Origin of the sequence: uncultured Bacteroides sp. (assembly GCF_910578895.1) — a bacterium.
Classification (GTDB): domain Bacteria; phylum Bacteroidota; class Bacteroidia; order Bacteroidales; family Bacteroidaceae; genus Bacteroides.
The window spans coordinates 45261-63923 of the sequence record NZ_CAJTSC010000012.1 but is presented as its reverse complement, the minus strand read 5'-3'; the positions used below and the strand labels follow the sequence as shown (position 1 = coordinate 63923).

The following is an 18663-nucleotide window of genomic DNA, read 5'->3' as shown; positions in this document are numbered from 1 at the left end:
GGATTACAAAACCGCAATAATGTTTTTAGAAAAGGCCCGTGAAATGGGACTTGAAAAGGCAATAACCACCCTAACCGAATTGGCGGAAAGAGGATATACGGAATAATTAAATAAAACCAATTTAAATAGTCATAATTATGAAAAGTAGAAAATTGTACAAGTTTTTTGCTGCTGCTCTTGCTTTGGCGTTTGTCGGGTGCAATCATGATGATTTGACAAATGGGAGTTCAGAAACGGGAAGTAATAACTCAAAAGACGCAGTGTACATGAACGTGACGGTACAACTCCCTGTGGGAATCGGAACACGCAGTACAACCACGGATCAAGGAGAAAGTAGCGACGGTACAGAAGTCGGTCTGGACCGCGAGAACAAGGTTCACTCTATCCTACTGGTGTTGGCTGACAAGGACAACAAGTTTATCGGTTGTGCGGAGAAGTCCGAGAACCTGGCAACAGAAAAAGACGGTAAAATAACCACCGTTCAGTCTATTTCAAAGTCCGTCCTCTCGGCTTATTACAGAGAAGATGATATTACACTTACCGAGGACCGGCAAAAGATAAATGTATTCGTATTTTGTAACCCCACCAGTGCTTTAAGAGAGATTTTTGAAGATACACAAGCGGAAGACAATACTTGGTATAACCAAGTTTGTACCGTATCAGAAACTCCGGAAGGGGTAAGCGACAATGCTGCAATTTGGGGTGGTCCTAATCATGAAGGCGGTTTCCTGATGTCTTCATTCGAAATCTCAACGAAGAGGCTTCCGAGAAACTTTTCCGACTGGGACAACTTTACTAAGGTGGAAAAACCGTTCCTGCTTTCTGGAATTAATTCTAATATAGGTGGCAGCTCGGATAATACAGTTGACAACGACGGTGCCATTAAGGTGGAACGTTCCGTTGCCCGTTTCGATTTCAGAGACGGAAGTGGAAAAAATAATACCTACGACGTTGTTAAGGATCAGGATGATAAGCCTATCATGCAGATTCAACTTCAAAAAATGGCACTTGTCAACATGAGCAAGAATTTCTATTTCCTGCGTCGCGTGTCGGATAACGGATTGAGTGATGGTCCTAATTTTAAGCTTTGCGGAACCGAGACTTCCTCGAACTATGTGGTAGACACCGATGCTGCCGCAAAGAATGATGGAAGCATTATAAAAAACAAAGAGTATGAAAACCACTTCAATTTCTGTCTTGGTAATACCACGAACGATGGATGGACTATCGACGCAGATGCCCGCAACCAGTGGTTTACCTCCAAAATTTCGGATGTACTTAATAAGGGCACTGACGACAATCCAGATTGGGGAGGCACTGGTGATTATAAAATCTGGCGTTATGTCACCGAAAACACCATCCCCGGTATAACTACCAACCAGACGAACGGTATTTCTACCGGTATTGTGTTCAAAGGTAAAATGATTGCCCCCGAGGGAGTTTCCGGTACATTGGCTGACGCTCTTAACGGTGCTAGCGGAAATCCTGCGGATGATCCCATCCTCTATGCTTATGGTAATAATATCCATGTGACCTGGAAAGAAGTTCGCGCAATGGCTATACAACAAGGAAAGGGAAGTCCGATGTATATAGCCGCATTCGGAAATACAAAGATTGATCCTGTAGCGGAAAAGAACACGGCTGATGGTGCTGTTGCAGTTAAAGCCGTTTATAGTGACGATAAAGAAAGTGCAGACTACAAATGGAATGCTTGGCACAATGCTGAAGTCGGTAAAGACCCTAAAAACTTGAAAATATTCAAAGCCGCCGCGACAACTGCCGGATTTACCCTCTACGAGTCAAGCACTGATGAAGGAGTTAATGGGTATTACTGCTATTATTTCTACTGGAACCGTCACAACGACAATGGTAACAACAGTGTCATGGGGCCTATGGAGTTCGCTGTGGTGCGCAATAACGTGTACAAGTTGGCAGTGACCAATATTAAAAAACTCGGTCATCCGCGGGTATCAGAGAACGATCCCGACCCGAAAGATCCTGATAATCCGGACGAAGAAGGAGACGTTTACTTGAGTGTATCTGTCGAGGTATTGCCTTGGGTGGTTCGTGTAAACAATATCGACTTTTAAAAAGTGAAAGATGCGAAATAACAAACGTAATTTCATAGCAAGACTTCTATGTGCGGCATTGTACGCTGCATCCATAGTATTTTTCTCATCTTGCGAACGCATATATGATGACCTGGAACCTTGTCCGCACGGGGTATCCCTGCGCTTTGTTTACGATTATAACATGTTGTATGCAAATGCGTTTCCATCGAGCGTGGACTGTCTTACGCTTTACATCTATGACGAGGACGGCAATTATGTGGATACCAAGGTCGTGACAGGTACCGAATTGCAGGATGAGAACTACCGCATGATTCTGGATTTGGAGGAAGGGACATACCGTTTTGTCGCATACGGCGGGCTTGCTTGCGGAGAGAAGACTTTTTCGGTGCTCCGGGAACCGTCTGCCGAAAGCATGCACACGGATTTGCAGGTAGGAATGGATATCCATCGTGTTTCCGCACCTGTTCCCTCCGAGAGGCGTCTGCACGATATGTTTTGGGGCGAGTTGACTTTGACTACCGCCGAACTCTACAGCGAAGGTACGGTAAAGATGATGAAGAATACGAACAACATCCGCATAGTGCTCCAGCAGGAGTCCGGTGAAGCAGTAAATGTGGATGACTTTCTATTTGAGATTACCGACAATAACTCGCTGTTCGCGTATGACAATGACCTTGTGACTGACGGTCAATTACCCGTCACTTACAAGCCATGGGTTACGGGCCAGGCGTATACAGGAGTGTCGATTGTGGGCAATAACGTGGTGGCTAAGGAGGTAACGGTAGCCTATGCGGAAATCAGCACATCGCGGTTGATGATCAAAAACAGCCCCAGGTTGCTCATAAAGCGCAAGTCGGACGGCGCCACGATTGTTGATTTTCCCATTATCAACTACCTTGTTCTGTTGCGTAGCGATTACTACAAATATCCTCCTTACAACATGACTGACGACCAGGAATATCTGGACAGAGAGAGTAATTTTTCCCTGTTTTTTTTCCTTCGCCCCGATCAATCATGGATAAATACCCGTATTGTGGTCAACGATTGGGTTGTACGGATAAATAACGCAGAATTGTAAGACTGTAAAACATTGACTTATGGACAGTAGATTATATAAGTTGGTGTGTTGTATCATCGCACCGATGATATTTATAGCGTGCTCCGATACTCCGTACGGATATGGAGACAACAGGGATGATGTGATACTGACTTTGACGGCAAGCTCGGTCGATGCGGTAAAAGCCGAAGAATCGGTTGCGGAAAACACGATGCATACGCTGCGTATCGTGATAGCGAGCCGTAACGGCGCAGGATATTGGAATATAGAGCACAACAGGCTGGAAATTTTCGACGGCACAGGTGTACGCATATCCAATGAAATGAAGTTTCCCGTCAAAGGCTCCTCCGATAAGCGCATATACCTTATAGCCAACGAGAGTCAGGTTAAGAAACTGCCGGCAGATGAGGCTCTCTCCGCTACGGGCATTAACCTCAGCGATAATGACTTGTACAAGCCCGATGGTAACGGACTTGCTCCCATAGACAATGTGGTATGCGCGACATTGCAGGACGAATCGGTTGCGGAAAAAGGTGTTCCCATGAGCGCCATGTATGAGGTCAGGATGGAAAAGACACCGCAAACTGCTGTGTTACATGTGGTCAGGGCGTGGTCGAAAATAACGTTCAGTTACACCAATGAAACCACCCGTGTTCCTTTGGAGGGCGAGCCTGTCGCAGCTAAGAAGAGACGAATCAAACTGTTGGGATGGTCTGTGGAAAAATTGGCCGACTGCGCCTATCTGATGCCACATGTCAACCGCAATACTTCGGGAGCTTTTACCGTTGTCGACAGTGAGTTGAAAGCCGTAAAAGAGCTTGACAAGGGGTGGATAGACTGGATGGTCAAGGAGGCGGAAAAGGGTGATGCCAAGGCGGACTACGAGTGGCTTACCGATTACTCAATTCCCGATGAATCCGACCATTCGCTTTACTCGTTTTGGTATGACACCGAAAAAAACGCTCCTTCCGCTCCCGTGATTTTCCCGAAAGGCGATGGAGCTGGACGGCTTGATACTTATAATTCCAATGCCGTATACATATCGGAAAGCAAAAATGACGCATGGTATGACGATGCCGCGCATGATGCGGACTTGGGATTACAGCAATATCGCCTGACAGTGGTGACCAATGAGCTTGATTATGATTTGGCCGACAGTCCGGAAAACTGGAAAGCGGCAAGTTATACCGCCGTTTTGCCTAATTTGTCATCGTTATTCAGGAATACCCATGTGAATGTAAGGATTACGTTCAAAGGCGAGGGTAATTTTGCCATATATGCCGAGATTCAGCCTTGGAAAACCTCAGCCCCTGTTACGGGAGAGTTGGTGCCGGAAACGAAAACTAAATAGAAGGGAAGAAAAACTATGAACCTGAGATTGGTATTCTTATATTCAGCATTGTTCTTGTTGACGGCATGTTCTCATACGGACAAACCGGCAGCCGGAACTGATATCAGCCAGATATTGGGTGATGATTTTGTAGGCTTCGGAGTGGTCAGCAAAGCCGGAGCAGTCGATCCCGACAACGATTATCTGCACAACACGTTTATTCATAACTCCAGCTATCTCCGCATATACAATTATGTGGGAGACGACCTCGACTTTACCGATGAAGCGGGTTTCAAATGGTACGTCTACGATGACGGGCTGAGCAATCTTACCGGAGGCCAGTATAATTTCCGTCCGATGGACGGCCGTGGATTCCGGTGGAGTGAACTTAAGACCGAGGGCGGAGGCGGTTATAAATTCGATGCCATAGTATTTCCGCATTTTCACAAGTATCGCAATGAAGTGTATACCAATCAGAATCCGAATGAGAACTTTCTCGCTTCCGATATTCTGATGGCTCACCACGTCCAGCTCGAAAGCGAATACGGCAAGAAAGTGAGTTTGCATTTCTGGCACGTGCTGTCCATGGTCAGGGTAAAGGTGTTTCTTCACAAGTATAATCCCGTTGACAATACGGGATTCGGTATCGGCGCGATTGACAGTGTCGTATTGCCGAAAATGCTTACGCAATTTAATTATCAGTTCAACAAGGCCGTATCATCCGACCAATCACCCGGCGTGGAGACAACGACGGAAAAAAGAGACGATGTCACCATGCACCCGCTTTATGACACGGTAAAATTCGAAGGCATCGAGGAAGACAAGGATGTACACGGGCACGATTGCTATGTGTACAGTTTTGCGGCCATTATTCCCGAACAGGAGTTGACGGAAACCGAAGTAATCCTGCGGTTGAAGCTTCACACGGTTGACAATCAGGAACGTGTCTACGTGTATACTCCGAGCACCGGAGCTGCCAATATAAGCGTGACGGCAGGAGCGATTACCGATTTGCACCTGATAATAAAGGAGGACGCCAACAAAGCGTTTTTGGTAAAAACGGAAGTCAAGCCCTGGACGGAAGCATCGGCAGACATGAGCCTTGAAAAAGAGTAATGAACAGTCAGTCATACATAGAAAATGAAACAATGTATATATATATTACGCCACATGCTACCGGTAATTATAATGCCGGTAGCCGTTGCATGCTCGGAATGTCATGACGGTTTGGGAAATGAATCTGAAAGCCGGTTTGAGATTCGAGGTGATATCAGTGATGTGAGCCAGACGCGCGGTATGGCAGAGGGGACCGTCCCCGATGGCAACGGTTATCGGATTTCCTATCCCTCCACATCCGACAAGTATGTGATTGATACCTGCGTATTCACAAAAGGGACGGGGCTTGTCACCAATGCCGACGGACATTTCCTCACATGGAGCGATATAGGCCATAGTCAGAGCTATACATTCTATCTTGACAATGTGGTGCTGCACGATGACAAATCTCTGGTTGAGCTTTCCGACGATTACGTGGCCGGTTTCGACACTCCGGAGGCAAAAAACGATATCGTGTGGGGAAGCCTGAAACTGACTGATCGTACAACGGTTAATCTCAAATTCGAACTTTATCACCGCATGAGCATGATGTCGGTTTGTGTAAAATCGGCAAGCAACGATGAACTTCGTAATGCCACTGTAGCCCTGAAAGGCATCGTGCTACGCCCCTACAGTTTCAATCGCATGACCGGCGAGGTGGGTTTGACCGATACTCCGGTATATTCGGATGCGATGTTACGTGACGATTCCGAAGAATGGTTGCCCGAATCCGCGACAAAGGAGATTGACGGAACCGAAGCGGCAAAATTCGAATACAGGACACAGGCTTTCATCCTTCCGCCCCAGCGTCTCAGGACAGGCAGCGACCGACCTCGCTTGCAGATAGTCATTCCCGATGGTAACTATGCCGGAACCTATTCGGCGGCATTGCCGACCTCGCTCTCCGTAACTACTCCGGAGGGGACGACCTCCATGCAGACATTATCGCGACTGACGGCAGGGCAACACCTTACATTGAATGTCACCTTGCTTCATGACAATGATAAGCCGGTGCTTGAATTCCGTCCGGCTTCCGTGGAGCGGTGGACCGAGAAGGGTACCCATGGCATTACCGCCAAGCATGAAGGAATATACGAATTGGACGATTTCACGACGCTCATCGCGGCTTACAATAAGTTGGACGAAGGGGATAATTCAAAGGACTGGCTCCGTATAGTCGACCGATACGGCAAGAAAGATGCCGACGACAAATGGACTTTCTATCTGTTTACCAATCTGGAGTTTGTTATCGATGATAGTACGGAACTGTTCAGCAATGGCAACTTCACGTTTCAAATGCATGGCTGTTCGATTACAGTGGGCGATACCCAATACGATGAATCGAAACTTGACGATCTTATCAGCCTTCTTTCAGGCAGTATTAAATAGCATAGAAGTATGAAAAATTTGATTGTATATATATCAATAGCATTTACTGTCGTATCGGTAATGTCTTGTTCGAGTGATAACGCGACGTTTACCGGCAGCGGCGGTTTCAGAGTGGCAGTGAATCTTTGCTCCATAGGTTCAAGGGCTACCGGCGGCGTAGACATGTCGGCGGACAAAGGATTCGGGAGCAGCGATGTCGTGGGGCTTTTCTCCACAGGAGGCAATATGGACCCCGGATCCGACGGCAAGCTGGTCAACATTCCTATGAAGTTTGACTATTCGCTTGGCGACAACGGATATATATTTATCAATGAATCGGTAAATGCCGATCCTTCCCAACTGGGTAAGGTGTTCCTGTACTATCCGTACAAGGATGGTATCGACACGGCCGAAGGGGTGTCAATTGTCGATGAAAACAACGATTTGGTCTACGATTTCCTCACAGCATCGCACGACTGGGGCGGAGGCTATCGGTTTGAACACGCATTCAGCAAGTTGCGGATAACTTGCAGTGAGGGATTTGACAAGGTTTCCGGACAAAAAGTGACAGTCTGCTTGAGTGCCGGTTCCGATAAGGTCCGGGTGGTGGACAATCCTAAAGGCAATGATCCGTTCAAGGTGTACGAACTGACGGGAACCGTAAAGGAGTTCACGGCACAGGCAAAAATGTCGGCTGACGGCACACAAACCAAGAATGTTTACGAAGTAATTCTCCCATGTTCGCGTGAGAGTCTTGACCCGTGGGATAAGGTGAAAGTGGATTACGTGAAACTTACCGACAATGACGGCATCGAGCATAAACTGCATCTGTCTCATGAATTGTTTGAGAAAGTTGACGAAAACGGTAATCCTATCGAGGACAATTGGGGTTATCTTAAGCCCAATTGCGTATTTCCGATTACAATCAAAATGGAAAATCTGCAACCTACGGTACGCGGAGGCAATATCATCGCATGGGGTGAAGATGAAAAGATAACCATCGAACGGGAATACGGCATATCGGAGAGTCGTCAATTTGACGAATGGTATCAGCTCTACAATGATTTCATCACGGAATACCCGACGATTGGCAATCGGCCGTCGCCTGAAGAAATATCGGAATCCAAGGAGTATGAAAAGTTGCGGTCCTACGGAAAATACACAAATCGCCGGTGGAATTTTCACATAGAATCGGATTTGGACTTATCGGAATGCCCAAGGCCCGGTTCGGTCTACATAAGGACACTATGCGACACGTTGAGCGGAAGCAACCATGTGCTGAGCAATATCAAACTGTCGGGAGCAGGCAACGGATTCATAGGCACTATCGAAGAAGGCGGTTGCGTAAGGGATTTGAGGTTGTCGTCGCTGTCGGTCGATGCACAGGCGGGAGCCGTGAGCGGCACGATGGTATCGCGCATGGCGGGAGGTTCAGTTACCAACTGTCGCATCACGGGGATATCGATGCGATGCGAGGGTGGTGCCGTAGCGGGCGCATTTGCAGGTGAAATGACCGGCGGGACTTTGTCGCATTGTACTTTCCAGGGAGCTGTCATGGGCGCAGCGATGGAATCAACCGGAGTTTACCACGGAATACTTGGTAAGAATCCTGAGAATCCCGACAAGGTGACGATTACCGAAATCGACGCGTCCAATGTGATCATTAGATAATGGTTAAACAGTTAGATTTAAGGCAATGAGAAGCATAGGTGTACATATATTCAAGACTATAATGTCTGTGATAGTGCTTTGTTCGGCTGCGGCATGCGGCACAGATGATTTTGGGGTAATGTCCGACAACAAGACAGGCAATGGAGTAACGGTAAATTTCACGGCCCGTTATGCCGCGACCGAACCCGTATCAAAAGCTACGGGGGGAAAGACCGATTTCGTGAAAGGGGATGTGATTCACATAGCTGCACGGTTCTATGAAGGCGAAATGAGTAGCGGCGACAAGGGCAAACAGGTCGGAGAACTTCAGTATTGCGCCTATAAGTATGACGGCAACAGCTGGAAGCCGGTATCCGACCGACATGACATCAAGTGGCCGTATTCGTGTGATTACGGGATGTTCAAAGCGTATCACATATCCCACTCCAACGGCGCCATAACCGAAACGGAAAGTTCCGTGTGGTCACTTAGTGAGATTTCGGAGGGTGGAATATCCGATGACACAGGGCCTATGGGGACCGAGACGGAGTCTTTCCCTTTCGGACATACCGTCAAACTCTCTTTCTCCCACTTGTGTGCCCGATTATCGATAGTGGATCTCGATGTGTCTACCATGAGCGAATATTGGTTTTCAAAGCCGGGCGATACAGGGTTTCACAACGCTTATAAACTCGTGCGCGACGACGACGAGGGGTTAAAACTCGAATGGTGCAGCGCCGATGACAACGAATACGGTATTTATATATCCCGATCGCTTGACAAAGCGGTGCCGTCCGAATACGGAAACACAATCACGCTCTATCTGCAACCGGGAGTATCTTATTCGGGAAGCAAGCTTTGCTACCGATACAATCGTAGTTACATAACCCTCAATTCGGATAAGCTTAACAATCTTAAAGCGAACCACTCTTATGTACTGGATATAAAGCAAGATATGGGAATCGTATTCGAAGATACCGATGATGGGGGGTGGACCGATCCCGATACGCCCGGCAAAGCTTTCGAACTTAAGGATATTCCGGCATTTCTGAAAGCGGCAGGGACGGGACAGGCCTATTCCGAAGGCGAAACGAAGATACTCGAAAAGACATCTACGGGCGTGGTTCTACTCACCGACCTCAATTTCAGCAAGAGAGATCCGCTAAGCGAAATCGATTTTCCTGATTCACATCTTAACAGCCTTGAGAATCTGACTACGACGGTTACGTTCGACGGCAATTTCAAATATATCCATAATTCCGTCCGACCGATATTCGGCGATGTTCAGGGAAGGCTCTATAATCTCGGAGTAAGCAACACGGTAAGAAGCGGAAAAGTCAATCCTGCGGTGGATGGCTATGGCGGATTGGCGAGGTCGGTCAATACGAGCGGCCGAATAGGAAATGTACGCATCAACAACCTCAGCCTTACGCTGGAATTACCCTATACCGAAGGTGCCGATACCTATTATATCGGATGCGTGGCGGGTTTCAATAACGGAATAGTATCAGGCATATCGGTGCGTGGCAACATATCGATCAACATACATGCGGAGGATGCCGTCAAGGGGATAAATTCGGAAGTCCTTATAGGTGGAATCGTGGGACAGAACGGCGGAATGCTCTCCGACGGCTCCGAGTTTTCGCAGGGAGACTCCGATAAGGTTACAACATGTATAACGATAAAGAATACATGTTCCAACAAACTCGCCATGTCTACGGGCGGCATCGTCGGCTATTCATACGGCGATGTGGAGAATATGACATTGAACGTGGATGTTGATGCAAATCAGTCTACCGCCTCGTGGAACTTTACGGGCGGCATGGCAGGACGACTTCGCCGCTCGGGCGGATCCCAGCAGGTAAAATATTTCAAGGACATAACAGTCGAGGGTAGCGTAAAAGGCGGTCAGGGCATAAGCAAGTCGTTTACGGGCGGAATTGCGGGCCGTCTGTTCAACTACTTTATAGACAACTGCAACGCGATGTGTGATGTGTACGGATGGAGCGGTGAACAGAGCTCGGGAGTGCGTTATGCAGCCGGTGGTGCTTTCGGATGTATCGCCACATCCGATGTGGAAGAACTTGTCCACAATTCATCATGGTGGGGCACCCGGCTCGAAGCCCTGCCTACGGGCGATAATTCGTTCTTTGGCACGTTTGCCGGTATCATTCCTCTGCATCGCTCCGAGGAGGTGTATAAGGCGAATGGAAACCGCACCCGCGATGTGAGCGGAATCAATTTTTTCGGTGACAAGTTCGATGACAAATCGGACGATGACACCCCTGCCAACAATTAAAACTAAAAAACGCAAGTTTTATGAATCTATACAAATATCTTTTGTCTGCGGCTCTTTCGGCACTCTGTTTTGCAGGACTGTCGTCTTGCGGAGCCGATGATACGCAAATTGATGAATCAAGGGAGGTGAACGAGATCCGGTTTTGTGGCGGGGTGATGAAAATAGCAGCCACCCGCACCGATACAAAAGAACCGGAGTACGACCTTATAAGTTCTGAAAATGAATATGGAGAGGTTCATATTCATGCTTTTGCGGATAATGCCGATGATACTTTTTTGCACTATGGAGTGTACGTTACACGCAAAGGCGGTACGGCGGGCATCCTCGATGCAAAAGATGCGGTGGATGGTAAACTGGAGTGGTTCAACACCTCTGCCGATCATTACTTTCATGCGTGGACGGTTCCTGACGGCGTCTCCATGTCAGGCAACAAGATGGAGAGCGGCCGGGTCGACTTCAAGCCTACGGATGATGATAAGCTTCCCAATACAGGTATAAACAGTCGAAATAATCATGCTCTCGAGAAATTTATAGGCTCGGTCAAAGGTCCTGTCTCCTATCGCACCAATAACAGTTATGTCGAGCTTATATTCCGCCACCTCGTAAGTAAAATCACCATTACGGGAGTGCAAAGAACCAAACTCGACAATACCAAAGTGTGGCTGGGCGATGTGGTAATTTATTTCCCGGATATGCCCCGATACGCTGATTTTAAAACCGGTGTAAATAAAGACAACCATTTGGATGTACCTGTAGTGACAGCTGATGCCAATTCCGTCAGAGGATTAAGTTTTAATGCTGTGTCGCCTGTAGAGGATGAGACATCCACTTATTACCCTTTCTATCTGCCTCCGTTTAAGTTTTCCGATTACGGAGAGTTCATTGTTACCGGGATCTCTTGGGGAGAAGACGGGAAACGGGAGGATTGCGGACCCTATTACGGCAATCTGAGTGACCTGGATTTTGACGGTCTCAATGGAGGAGAGCATTTGGGGCTTACGCTCCATGTAAAAGATGGCCAGGTATTCGGATTTGCCACCACCATACTTGGCTGGGATGAGATGCCCGAACGTAATTCGGGACATTCTCCCAAGCATAAGGGAATATACAATTATGATGACCTCAGGCGTTTGTGTGATTATTTGCGTTCGCCGTCGGATGACAAACTCGACGGGCTTTATACCATTGAAAAGAACGAGGATGGGGGTGAAATCAAAGTAATCCGCATTTTCTCGGATATAGACCTGACAGAATATGGGCTTGATGTAAGTTATTGGCTAAATGTTCCGAATGATGTGGTAATTGACGGCATGGGACATAATATTATTTTTTCGCAAGATAAGGGATCTATATTCCAATACGGCTCTGAGAATGTGAAAAATCTGTATCAGAACGGCGAACTCTACCAATAGCGGATTATCCATCCGCTATTGATACCATATAAGCCTTACATTCAGGACACAACTATAAATACAGGTATATGCCTTGAGCGGTTATCGTGAAGAATGTAAGCTACTATCCTTGACTTTGATACTTCAAGTCAATATTCAACATACCATAGAATTAACGTGAAGATGGCGGGAAATGATATAAATAATGACAATAGTTCATACGATTTTGAGTTTTCACGCATGGATAAAAGCGAGTATGTTGAAAAAGAAAACAAACGTAACCGGGTAAGGGGATGCAAACCGGAGACGGAAGTGAAATACCGCTCCGCATTGGAGTTATACACCACCACCGGCTTCTCCTATGTTGAGATATGCCGGCGGTGCGGAGTGTCTCTCAGCGGTTTTTCCCGATACATCGGTACCTATCATCGCCATTTGATGCTGGAACGCAATGGTATCAGGTGCAACCAGAAGGAAGCCGGGAGTATCAAGATGAACCAACGGCGCGGACAACGTCCCGAAACTCATGCCAAATACAAGGAGGCTATCGCGGCATGTGATAGTATGGAGTACATTGAATGCAACGTATCGCAGATTGCCCGTATGTTCGGACTGACCGGTACGAACCTCGCCAGACAGCTACATACACACTATCCCGAAGTGTTGGAATTCCGGGAGCGGGAACGGCAACGGCTGGGTCTGAACGATAACCTGCCACGTGGTACGCGTCCGGAATGCAAGGAACAGTATGCCGAAGCAGTGGAACTGTTGCGTGCCGACCGTTATGTCACGCTACGGGATGCCGCCGAACGTTGTAATGTGTCCTACTCCGGATTGAAACAACACTTGATATTCTACCATAAGGAATTGGTCGAGAATCGTATCGTGATACGCAAACAGGCAGTCAGACAGCAATGTAAAGGGAAAATAACGGGGCGTGGAACACTTCATGCCCCTACTTCCGAAATAACCGCAAAATATGCGGAGGCGCTGTGTCTATACCGCACTACTCCACTGTCTGCCAGAAAAATAGCCAATCAGACGGGAGTATCAGCAAAGGGGTTTTACAAATACTTGCAAACATGGCACAAGGACTTGGTTTACGGACGAAAAGGTATTTCTTACGAAGAAGGCAAGCCTGTGGACCGGTCATCTGTACGGAGATATAACCCTGCCACTGCAGCCAAATACGCCGACGCCATAGCCCGGTTGAAAGAAAGCGGGCTCACTGCGGCAAAGGTCGCAACCGAGTTTGGGCTGCACCCCGAATGCTTCAGACAATACCTGAAAGAGCATGAACCGGAACTGCACGCTTGTTTAGGAATGAAAAAAACGGAAGACGGCAAAATGATATCGCCTAAAAGTTTGGAGAAATACAAGGAAGCCATGCACCTGTATGAAACGACCGCGGAATCCTTGAAATCCATTGCCCGCCGTTTCGGGCTGAACGACTGTTCGCTGAGGCAATTCATCAAATGGCATTTCCCCGAACTTATGGAACGCCGTAAACTACGGGAATAAGAGGAGGAAGCAAGAAATCCCTGTCAATAGAGACGATAACAATCTATAGTTTTTGGACATTCTCTTTTTTTTTACTTCCTTTGAAGCCTATAACCTACATAGTGTAATAGTAAATACACATTAAACTTATGCCATCTAAACTAAAATTCAACATACACTAAAAACAATAAACAGCTATTATGAAACAAGAAGAAGAAGAAGAAAAGAAACCTGCCGGTTTGCCGGAAAACGCGTTCCGGGAGCTGAAACCGGGAGAAATCTACAACCCCCTGATGGATCCGGACAAGAAATATCCCGAAGTAAACTTTTGGTCGGTACTGTGGGGCATCGCAATGGCAATCCTGTTTTCGGCGGCAGCCGCCTATTTGGGCCTGAAAGTAGGACAAGTGTTCGAAGCCGCCATCCCTATCGCCATTATCGCTGTCGGCGTATCAAGTGCAGCCAAACGTAAAAACGCATTGGGCGAAAACGTCATCATCCAATCCATCGGAGCCAGTTCCGGAGTCATTGTGGCAGGTGCCATCTTTACCCTGCCCGCACTATATATCCTACAGGAGAGCTATCCGCAGGAGATTACCGTGACGTTTACGCAGGTATTCATTAGTTCGTTGCTGGGTGGCGTACTGGGTATTCTTTTCCTTATCCCGTTCCGTAAATATTTCGTAAGCGACATGCACGGCAAGTATCCCTTTCCCGAAGCAACGGCTACAACACAAGTGCTTGTATCGGGCGAGAAAGGCGGCAGCCAGGCGAAACCATTGCTCATGGCAGGTATCATCGGCGGTCTTTACGACTTTGTCGTAGCTACATTCGGCTGGTGGAACGAGAATTTCACCACCCGCGTATGCGGCTTTGGCGAAATGCTGGCGGAGAAAGCCAAATTGGTGTTCAAGGTAAATACCGGAGCCGCCGTACTGGGTCTGGGATATATCGTCGGACTGAAATACGCTTCCATCATCTGCGCCGGTTCACTCGCCGTATGGTGGATTATCATTCCCGGCATGTCCCTCATCTGGGGAGACAGCGTACTGAACCAATGGAATCCAGAAATAACCGCCACTGTAGGTGCCATGGCTCCGGAAGAGATTTTCAAATACTATGCCAAGAGTATCGGTATCGGCGGTATCGCAATGGCAGGTATCATCGGTATCATCAAGTCATGGGGCATCATCAAAAGTGCCGTGGGATTAGCAGCCCAGGAAATGGGCGGCAAGTCGAATACGGAGACCGGCATAAAGCGGACGCAGCACGACCTCTCCATGAAAATCATCGCCATCGGCTCCATCGTCACACTGGTGTTGGTAACGTTATTCTTCTACTTTGACGTGATGCAGGGTAATCTGCTGCACACAGCGGTAGCCATTCTGCTTGTTGCGGGCATATCGTTCCTCTTTACTACTGTAGCCGCCAATGCCATTGCCATTGTAGGCACAAATCCGGTATCAGGCATGACGCTGATGACACTGATTCTTGCATCTGTGGTCATGGTGGCAGTAGGTTTGAAGGGTCCCGGCGGAATGGTAGCGGCATTGGTCATGGGTGGCGTAGTCTGCACGGCACTGTCCATGGCAGGCGGCTTTATCACCGACCTGAAGATTGGTTACTGGTTGGGAAGCACGCCTGTGAAACAGGAAGCATGGAAATTCCTCGGAACCATCGTTTCGGCAGCTACCGTAGGCGGTGTGATGATTATCCTGAACAAGACTTACGGATTTACCAGCGGACAACTGGCAGCTCCGCAGGCCAACGCAATGGCGGCGGTTATTGAGCCGTTGATGAACGGCGTGGGTGCGCCATGGCTGCTTTATAGTATTGGCGCGGTGCTGGCTATCGTACTGAACGTTTGCAAGATACCTGCATTGGCTTTTGCGCTGGGCATGTTCATTCCGCTGGAACTGAACGTTCCGTTGGTGGTGGGCGGCGCTGTAAACTGGTACGTAACCAGCCGCAGCAAAGATGCAGCCCTTAATGCGGAACGTGGCGAAAAAGGTACGCTGTTGGCATCCGGTTTCATTGCCGGAGGTGCGCTGATGGGCGTAGTAAGTGCGGCAATGCGCTTTGGCGGCATAAATTTAGTGGATGACGCATGGCTCAACAATACATGGTCTGAAGTGCTGGCACTGGGTGCTTACGCTCTATTGATATGCTATCTTATCAAGGCGTCGATGAAAACGAAATAAGTTACATAAGCAGAATACCAAACCGTCATGAAAACCTTATCATGTATTGTCCGTATGTTGTTCTGTATGCTGGCATTGGCATCGTCCGTTTCTGCACAGGAAACGGACAACGCCATGCTGAAATACGGGTTGAATTTCCTCAAGACTCCCTACGTGGCGCATACGTTGGAAACTAACGATGAAGAGAAGCTCGTTATAAACTTCGACAAAGTAGATTGCACTACTTTTGTGGAATACGTACTTGCTTTGGCTCTCTCTCCCGTCAAAGACGGAACGATAGACAATACCGACTTTGCACAAGTCTTGCAGAACATCCGCTATCGCGATGGTAAGATTGACGGTTATACTTCCCGCCTGCATTACATTGCCGATTGGGTGAACAACGGTGTCGGACACGGTTTTATGGAAGACGTAGCCGCTGCCAATGCGCCCGATACGGTAAGGTTATCCCTCAACTTCATGTCCACGCATCCTAAAGTTTACAGGCAACTGGCATCTTCTACCGAAAATGTCAACAAGATGAAAGCGATAGAGAAATCATTATGCGGACAGGTATTCCATTATGTACCCAAAAACAAACTGCCTGATAAAGGGCTCGGTTGGATAAAAAACGGAGACATCATAGCCATTACCACCAATATTGCGGGATTGGATGTCGCTCACATGGGAATCGCCTATTATGAGAAAGGAATACTGAAGCTACTCCATGCTTCTTCTACCGGAAAAATGGTGGTCATCACACAAGGCTCATTGACGCAGATGCTGAAAGCCAACAAGAAGTTCACGGGCATCAGGGTATTGAGAATGAAAAAGAACAGGCAGTAACAATGCGGAAGAAAACGCATTATCAAGCCTTAAAAACAATCAAGGATGTACCGGCTATCGAAATCCGAGTACATCCTTGATTGTTTTTTTTATCAGAACGGCAACGGTCCGTCCGTCCCCACTCCACCAAACGGATTATCCGTTTGCGGCATATAGTCGGCGGCAGACGGTGGTGGTGGCGTAGAAGGCCTGCCAATGGGGGCATTCATACGCGAACCGAACGTAGCTCCTCCGACACCCTCGCTGGGTGGTGGAATAACCATATCGTCTTCCGGATTCTGGAAACGGGTGTACTGCCCGATAAAACGCAGCCGCACATCGCCCACAGCACCGTTACGGTGCTTGGCTATGATAATCTCCGCCATGCCGCGCAGGTCGCTGCCATCGGCGGAAGTATAAATCTTGTAATATTCGGGACGGTGGATGAAGCATACCATATCGGCATCCTGCTCGATGGCTCCGGACTCACGAAGGTCACTCAATTGCGGGCGCTTCCCCTCCTCTCCTTCACGATTTTCCACTCCACGGTTCAACTGCGACAAGGCGATGATAGGAATATTCAACTCCTTTGCCAACCCCTTCAATGAACGTGAAATCGTACTCACCTCTTCTTGACGGCTACCGAACGACATGCCGCTGGCATTCATCAACTGAAGGTAGTCGATGATTATCACCCTTACTCCGTGCTCCCTCACCAGACGGCGGGCTTTGGTACGAAGTTCGAATACGGAAAGCGAAGGAGTATCGTCCACATACAGCGGCGCATCCAGCAGGTCGCGCAGCTTATAGTCCAACTGTTGCCATTCGTAGTCGGCAAGCTGTCCGCTCTTAATCTTCTCGCTCGGAATTTCGCACACGTTGGAAATCAGACGGTTCACCAACTGTACATTACTCATTTCAAGAGAGAACAAGGCGACCGGGTTACGGAAGTTCACGGCGATGTTCTTTGCCATAGAGAGCACGAATGCCGTCTTACCCATGGCAGGACGGGCGGCTATAATAATAAGGTCGGAGTTCTGCCATCCGGAAGTCATCTTGTCCAACTTCGTAAATCCACTCTCCAAACCACTCAAACCATCAGTACGGGCAGCGGCTTTTTGAATAAGGTCGTACGCCTCGGCAATGACCGGATTGATTTGCGTATAGTCCTTCTTCATGTTCTGCTGGGAAATCTCAAAGAGTTTACCTTCGGCCTCCTGCATCAAATCGTCCACATCGAGCGTCTCGTCAAACGCTTTGGACTGAATGTTACTGGTGAATGTTATCAGCTCGCGCGCCAATGCCTTTTGGGCAATGATGCGGGCATGATATTCGATATGCGCAGAAGATGCCACCTTGCTGCTAAGTTGGGTAATGTAGAACGGACCGCCCACCTCTTCCAAATCTCCACGTTTGGCAAGCTGCTCTTTCACGGTAAGGATATCCACCGGTTTCTGGTTGACAGCAAGGTCTGTAATAGCGGCATATATCAGTTGGTGCCGATGCTCGTAAAAAGACTCCGGGCGGAGAATTTCGCTCACCAACGAATAAGCATCCTTCTCAATCATCAATGCGCCAAGCACAGCTTCTTCCAGCTCCGGCGCTTGCGGCTGGATACGCCCGTAGTCATTAACCGGCTGAGGTGCTTTCGACTTCGGAGTGCGTGTTGTTCGTCTTTGTTCTGCCACTTCTTTAAATTAAGAATTGAAAAATAAATATTGTCTCGCGTTTCAAAAGGGGAAGCAAAGATAAATGATTTTATCGAGAGCAATCAATAAAACGTTGTTAAGTTTTCAATCTACTATAAATAGAATTTATTAACTTTGTCTCCTGAGTCCGGTCAAGAGCCTGTTCTATTCTTGCTTAAGCAGAACAAGGCTCAAGACAGGCCCGGCA

The 18663-nt window shown here is 47.9% G+C and carries 12 protein-coding genes and 1 pseudogene (1 of these 13 cut by a window edge); 12 read left to right on the top strand and 1 reads right to left on the bottom strand.

Annotation, left to right across the window (positions count from 1 at the left end; all coding sequences use genetic code 11):
• From QZ327_RS04835 to QZ327_RS04780, 12 genes and pseudogenes are all read left to right on the top strand, one after another.
• A pseudogene (locus QZ327_RS04835) lies at nt 1-106 on the top strand (DUF3868 domain-containing protein); it begins 1340 nt to the left of the window's first position.
• Nucleotides 107-137: 31 nt separating this feature from the next.
• Nucleotides 138-2090 carry an Mfa1 family fimbria major subunit gene (locus QZ327_RS04830; RefSeq protein WP_294617594.1) on the top strand — a complete coding sequence of 651 codons (1953 nt, stop codon included), beginning with the start codon at nt 138-140 and terminating at the stop codon, nt 2088-2090.
• A 10-nt stretch (nt 2091-2100) separates the two neighbouring features.
• On the top strand, nt 2101-3150 hold the full coding sequence (locus tag QZ327_RS04825; RefSeq protein ID WP_294617592.1) for a FimB/Mfa2 family fimbrial subunit: 1050 nt from the start codon (nt 2101-2103) through the stop codon (nt 3148-3150).
• A 19-nt stretch (nt 3151-3169) separates the two neighbouring features.
• A complete protein-coding gene (locus QZ327_RS04820; RefSeq protein WP_294617590.1) occupies nt 3170-4480 on the top strand; it encodes a hypothetical protein in 1311 nt (436 codons plus the stop codon).
• Between the two features lie 15 nt (nt 4481-4495).
• Nucleotides 4496-5575, top strand: a complete 1080-nt coding sequence (locus QZ327_RS04815) for a fimbrillin family protein (RefSeq protein WP_294617588.1) — start codon at nt 4496-4498, stop codon at nt 5573-5575.
• A gap of 54 nt (nt 5576-5629) precedes the next feature.
• Nucleotides 5630-6943: a fimbrillin family protein gene (locus QZ327_RS04810; protein WP_294617586.1), complete on the top strand. Its 1314-nt coding sequence runs from the start codon at nt 5630-5632 to the stop codon at nt 6941-6943.
• Nucleotides 6944-6952: 9 nt separating this feature from the next.
• A complete protein-coding gene (locus QZ327_RS04805; RefSeq protein ID WP_294617584.1) occupies nt 6953-8593 on the top strand; it encodes a hypothetical protein in 1641 nt (546 codons plus the stop codon).
• 25 nt (nt 8594-8618) lie between these two features.
• Nucleotides 8619-10871: a hypothetical protein gene (locus tag QZ327_RS04800; protein ID WP_294617583.1), complete on the top strand. Its 2253-nt coding sequence runs from the start codon at nt 8619-8621 to the stop codon at nt 10869-10871.
• Nucleotides 10872-10891: 20 nt separating this feature from the next.
• The gene (locus tag QZ327_RS04795) at nt 10892-12283 is read left to right on the top strand and encodes a hypothetical protein (RefSeq protein ID WP_294617581.1); all 1392 of its coding nucleotides are present in this window, start codon (nt 10892-10894) and stop codon (nt 12281-12283) included.
• 162 nt (nt 12284-12445) lie between these two features.
• Nucleotides 12446-13783, top strand: coding sequence for a hypothetical protein (locus tag QZ327_RS04790; protein WP_294617579.1), 1338 nt, complete (start codon nt 12446-12448; stop codon nt 13781-13783).
• A gap of 179 nt (nt 13784-13962) precedes the next feature.
• Nucleotides 13963-15963 (top strand): OPT family oligopeptide transporter, encoded by a 2001-nt coding sequence (locus QZ327_RS04785; RefSeq protein WP_294617577.1) that lies wholly within the window; start codon nt 13963-13965, stop codon nt 15961-15963.
• Nucleotides 15964-15990: 27 nt separating this feature from the next.
• A complete protein-coding gene (locus QZ327_RS04780; RefSeq protein ID WP_294617575.1) occupies nt 15991-16788 on the top strand; it encodes an N-acetylmuramoyl-L-alanine amidase-like domain-containing protein in 798 nt (265 codons plus the stop codon).
• A gap of 92 nt (nt 16789-16880) precedes the next feature.
• Here QZ327_RS04780 and dnaB read toward each other — a convergent pair whose 3' ends face one another.
• Complete coding sequence (gene dnaB / locus QZ327_RS04775; RefSeq protein ID WP_294617574.1) at nt 16881-18455, bottom strand: replicative DNA helicase; 1575 nt, start codon at nt 18453-18455, stop codon at nt 16881-16883.
• Nucleotides 18456-18663: the final 208 nt, after the last annotated feature.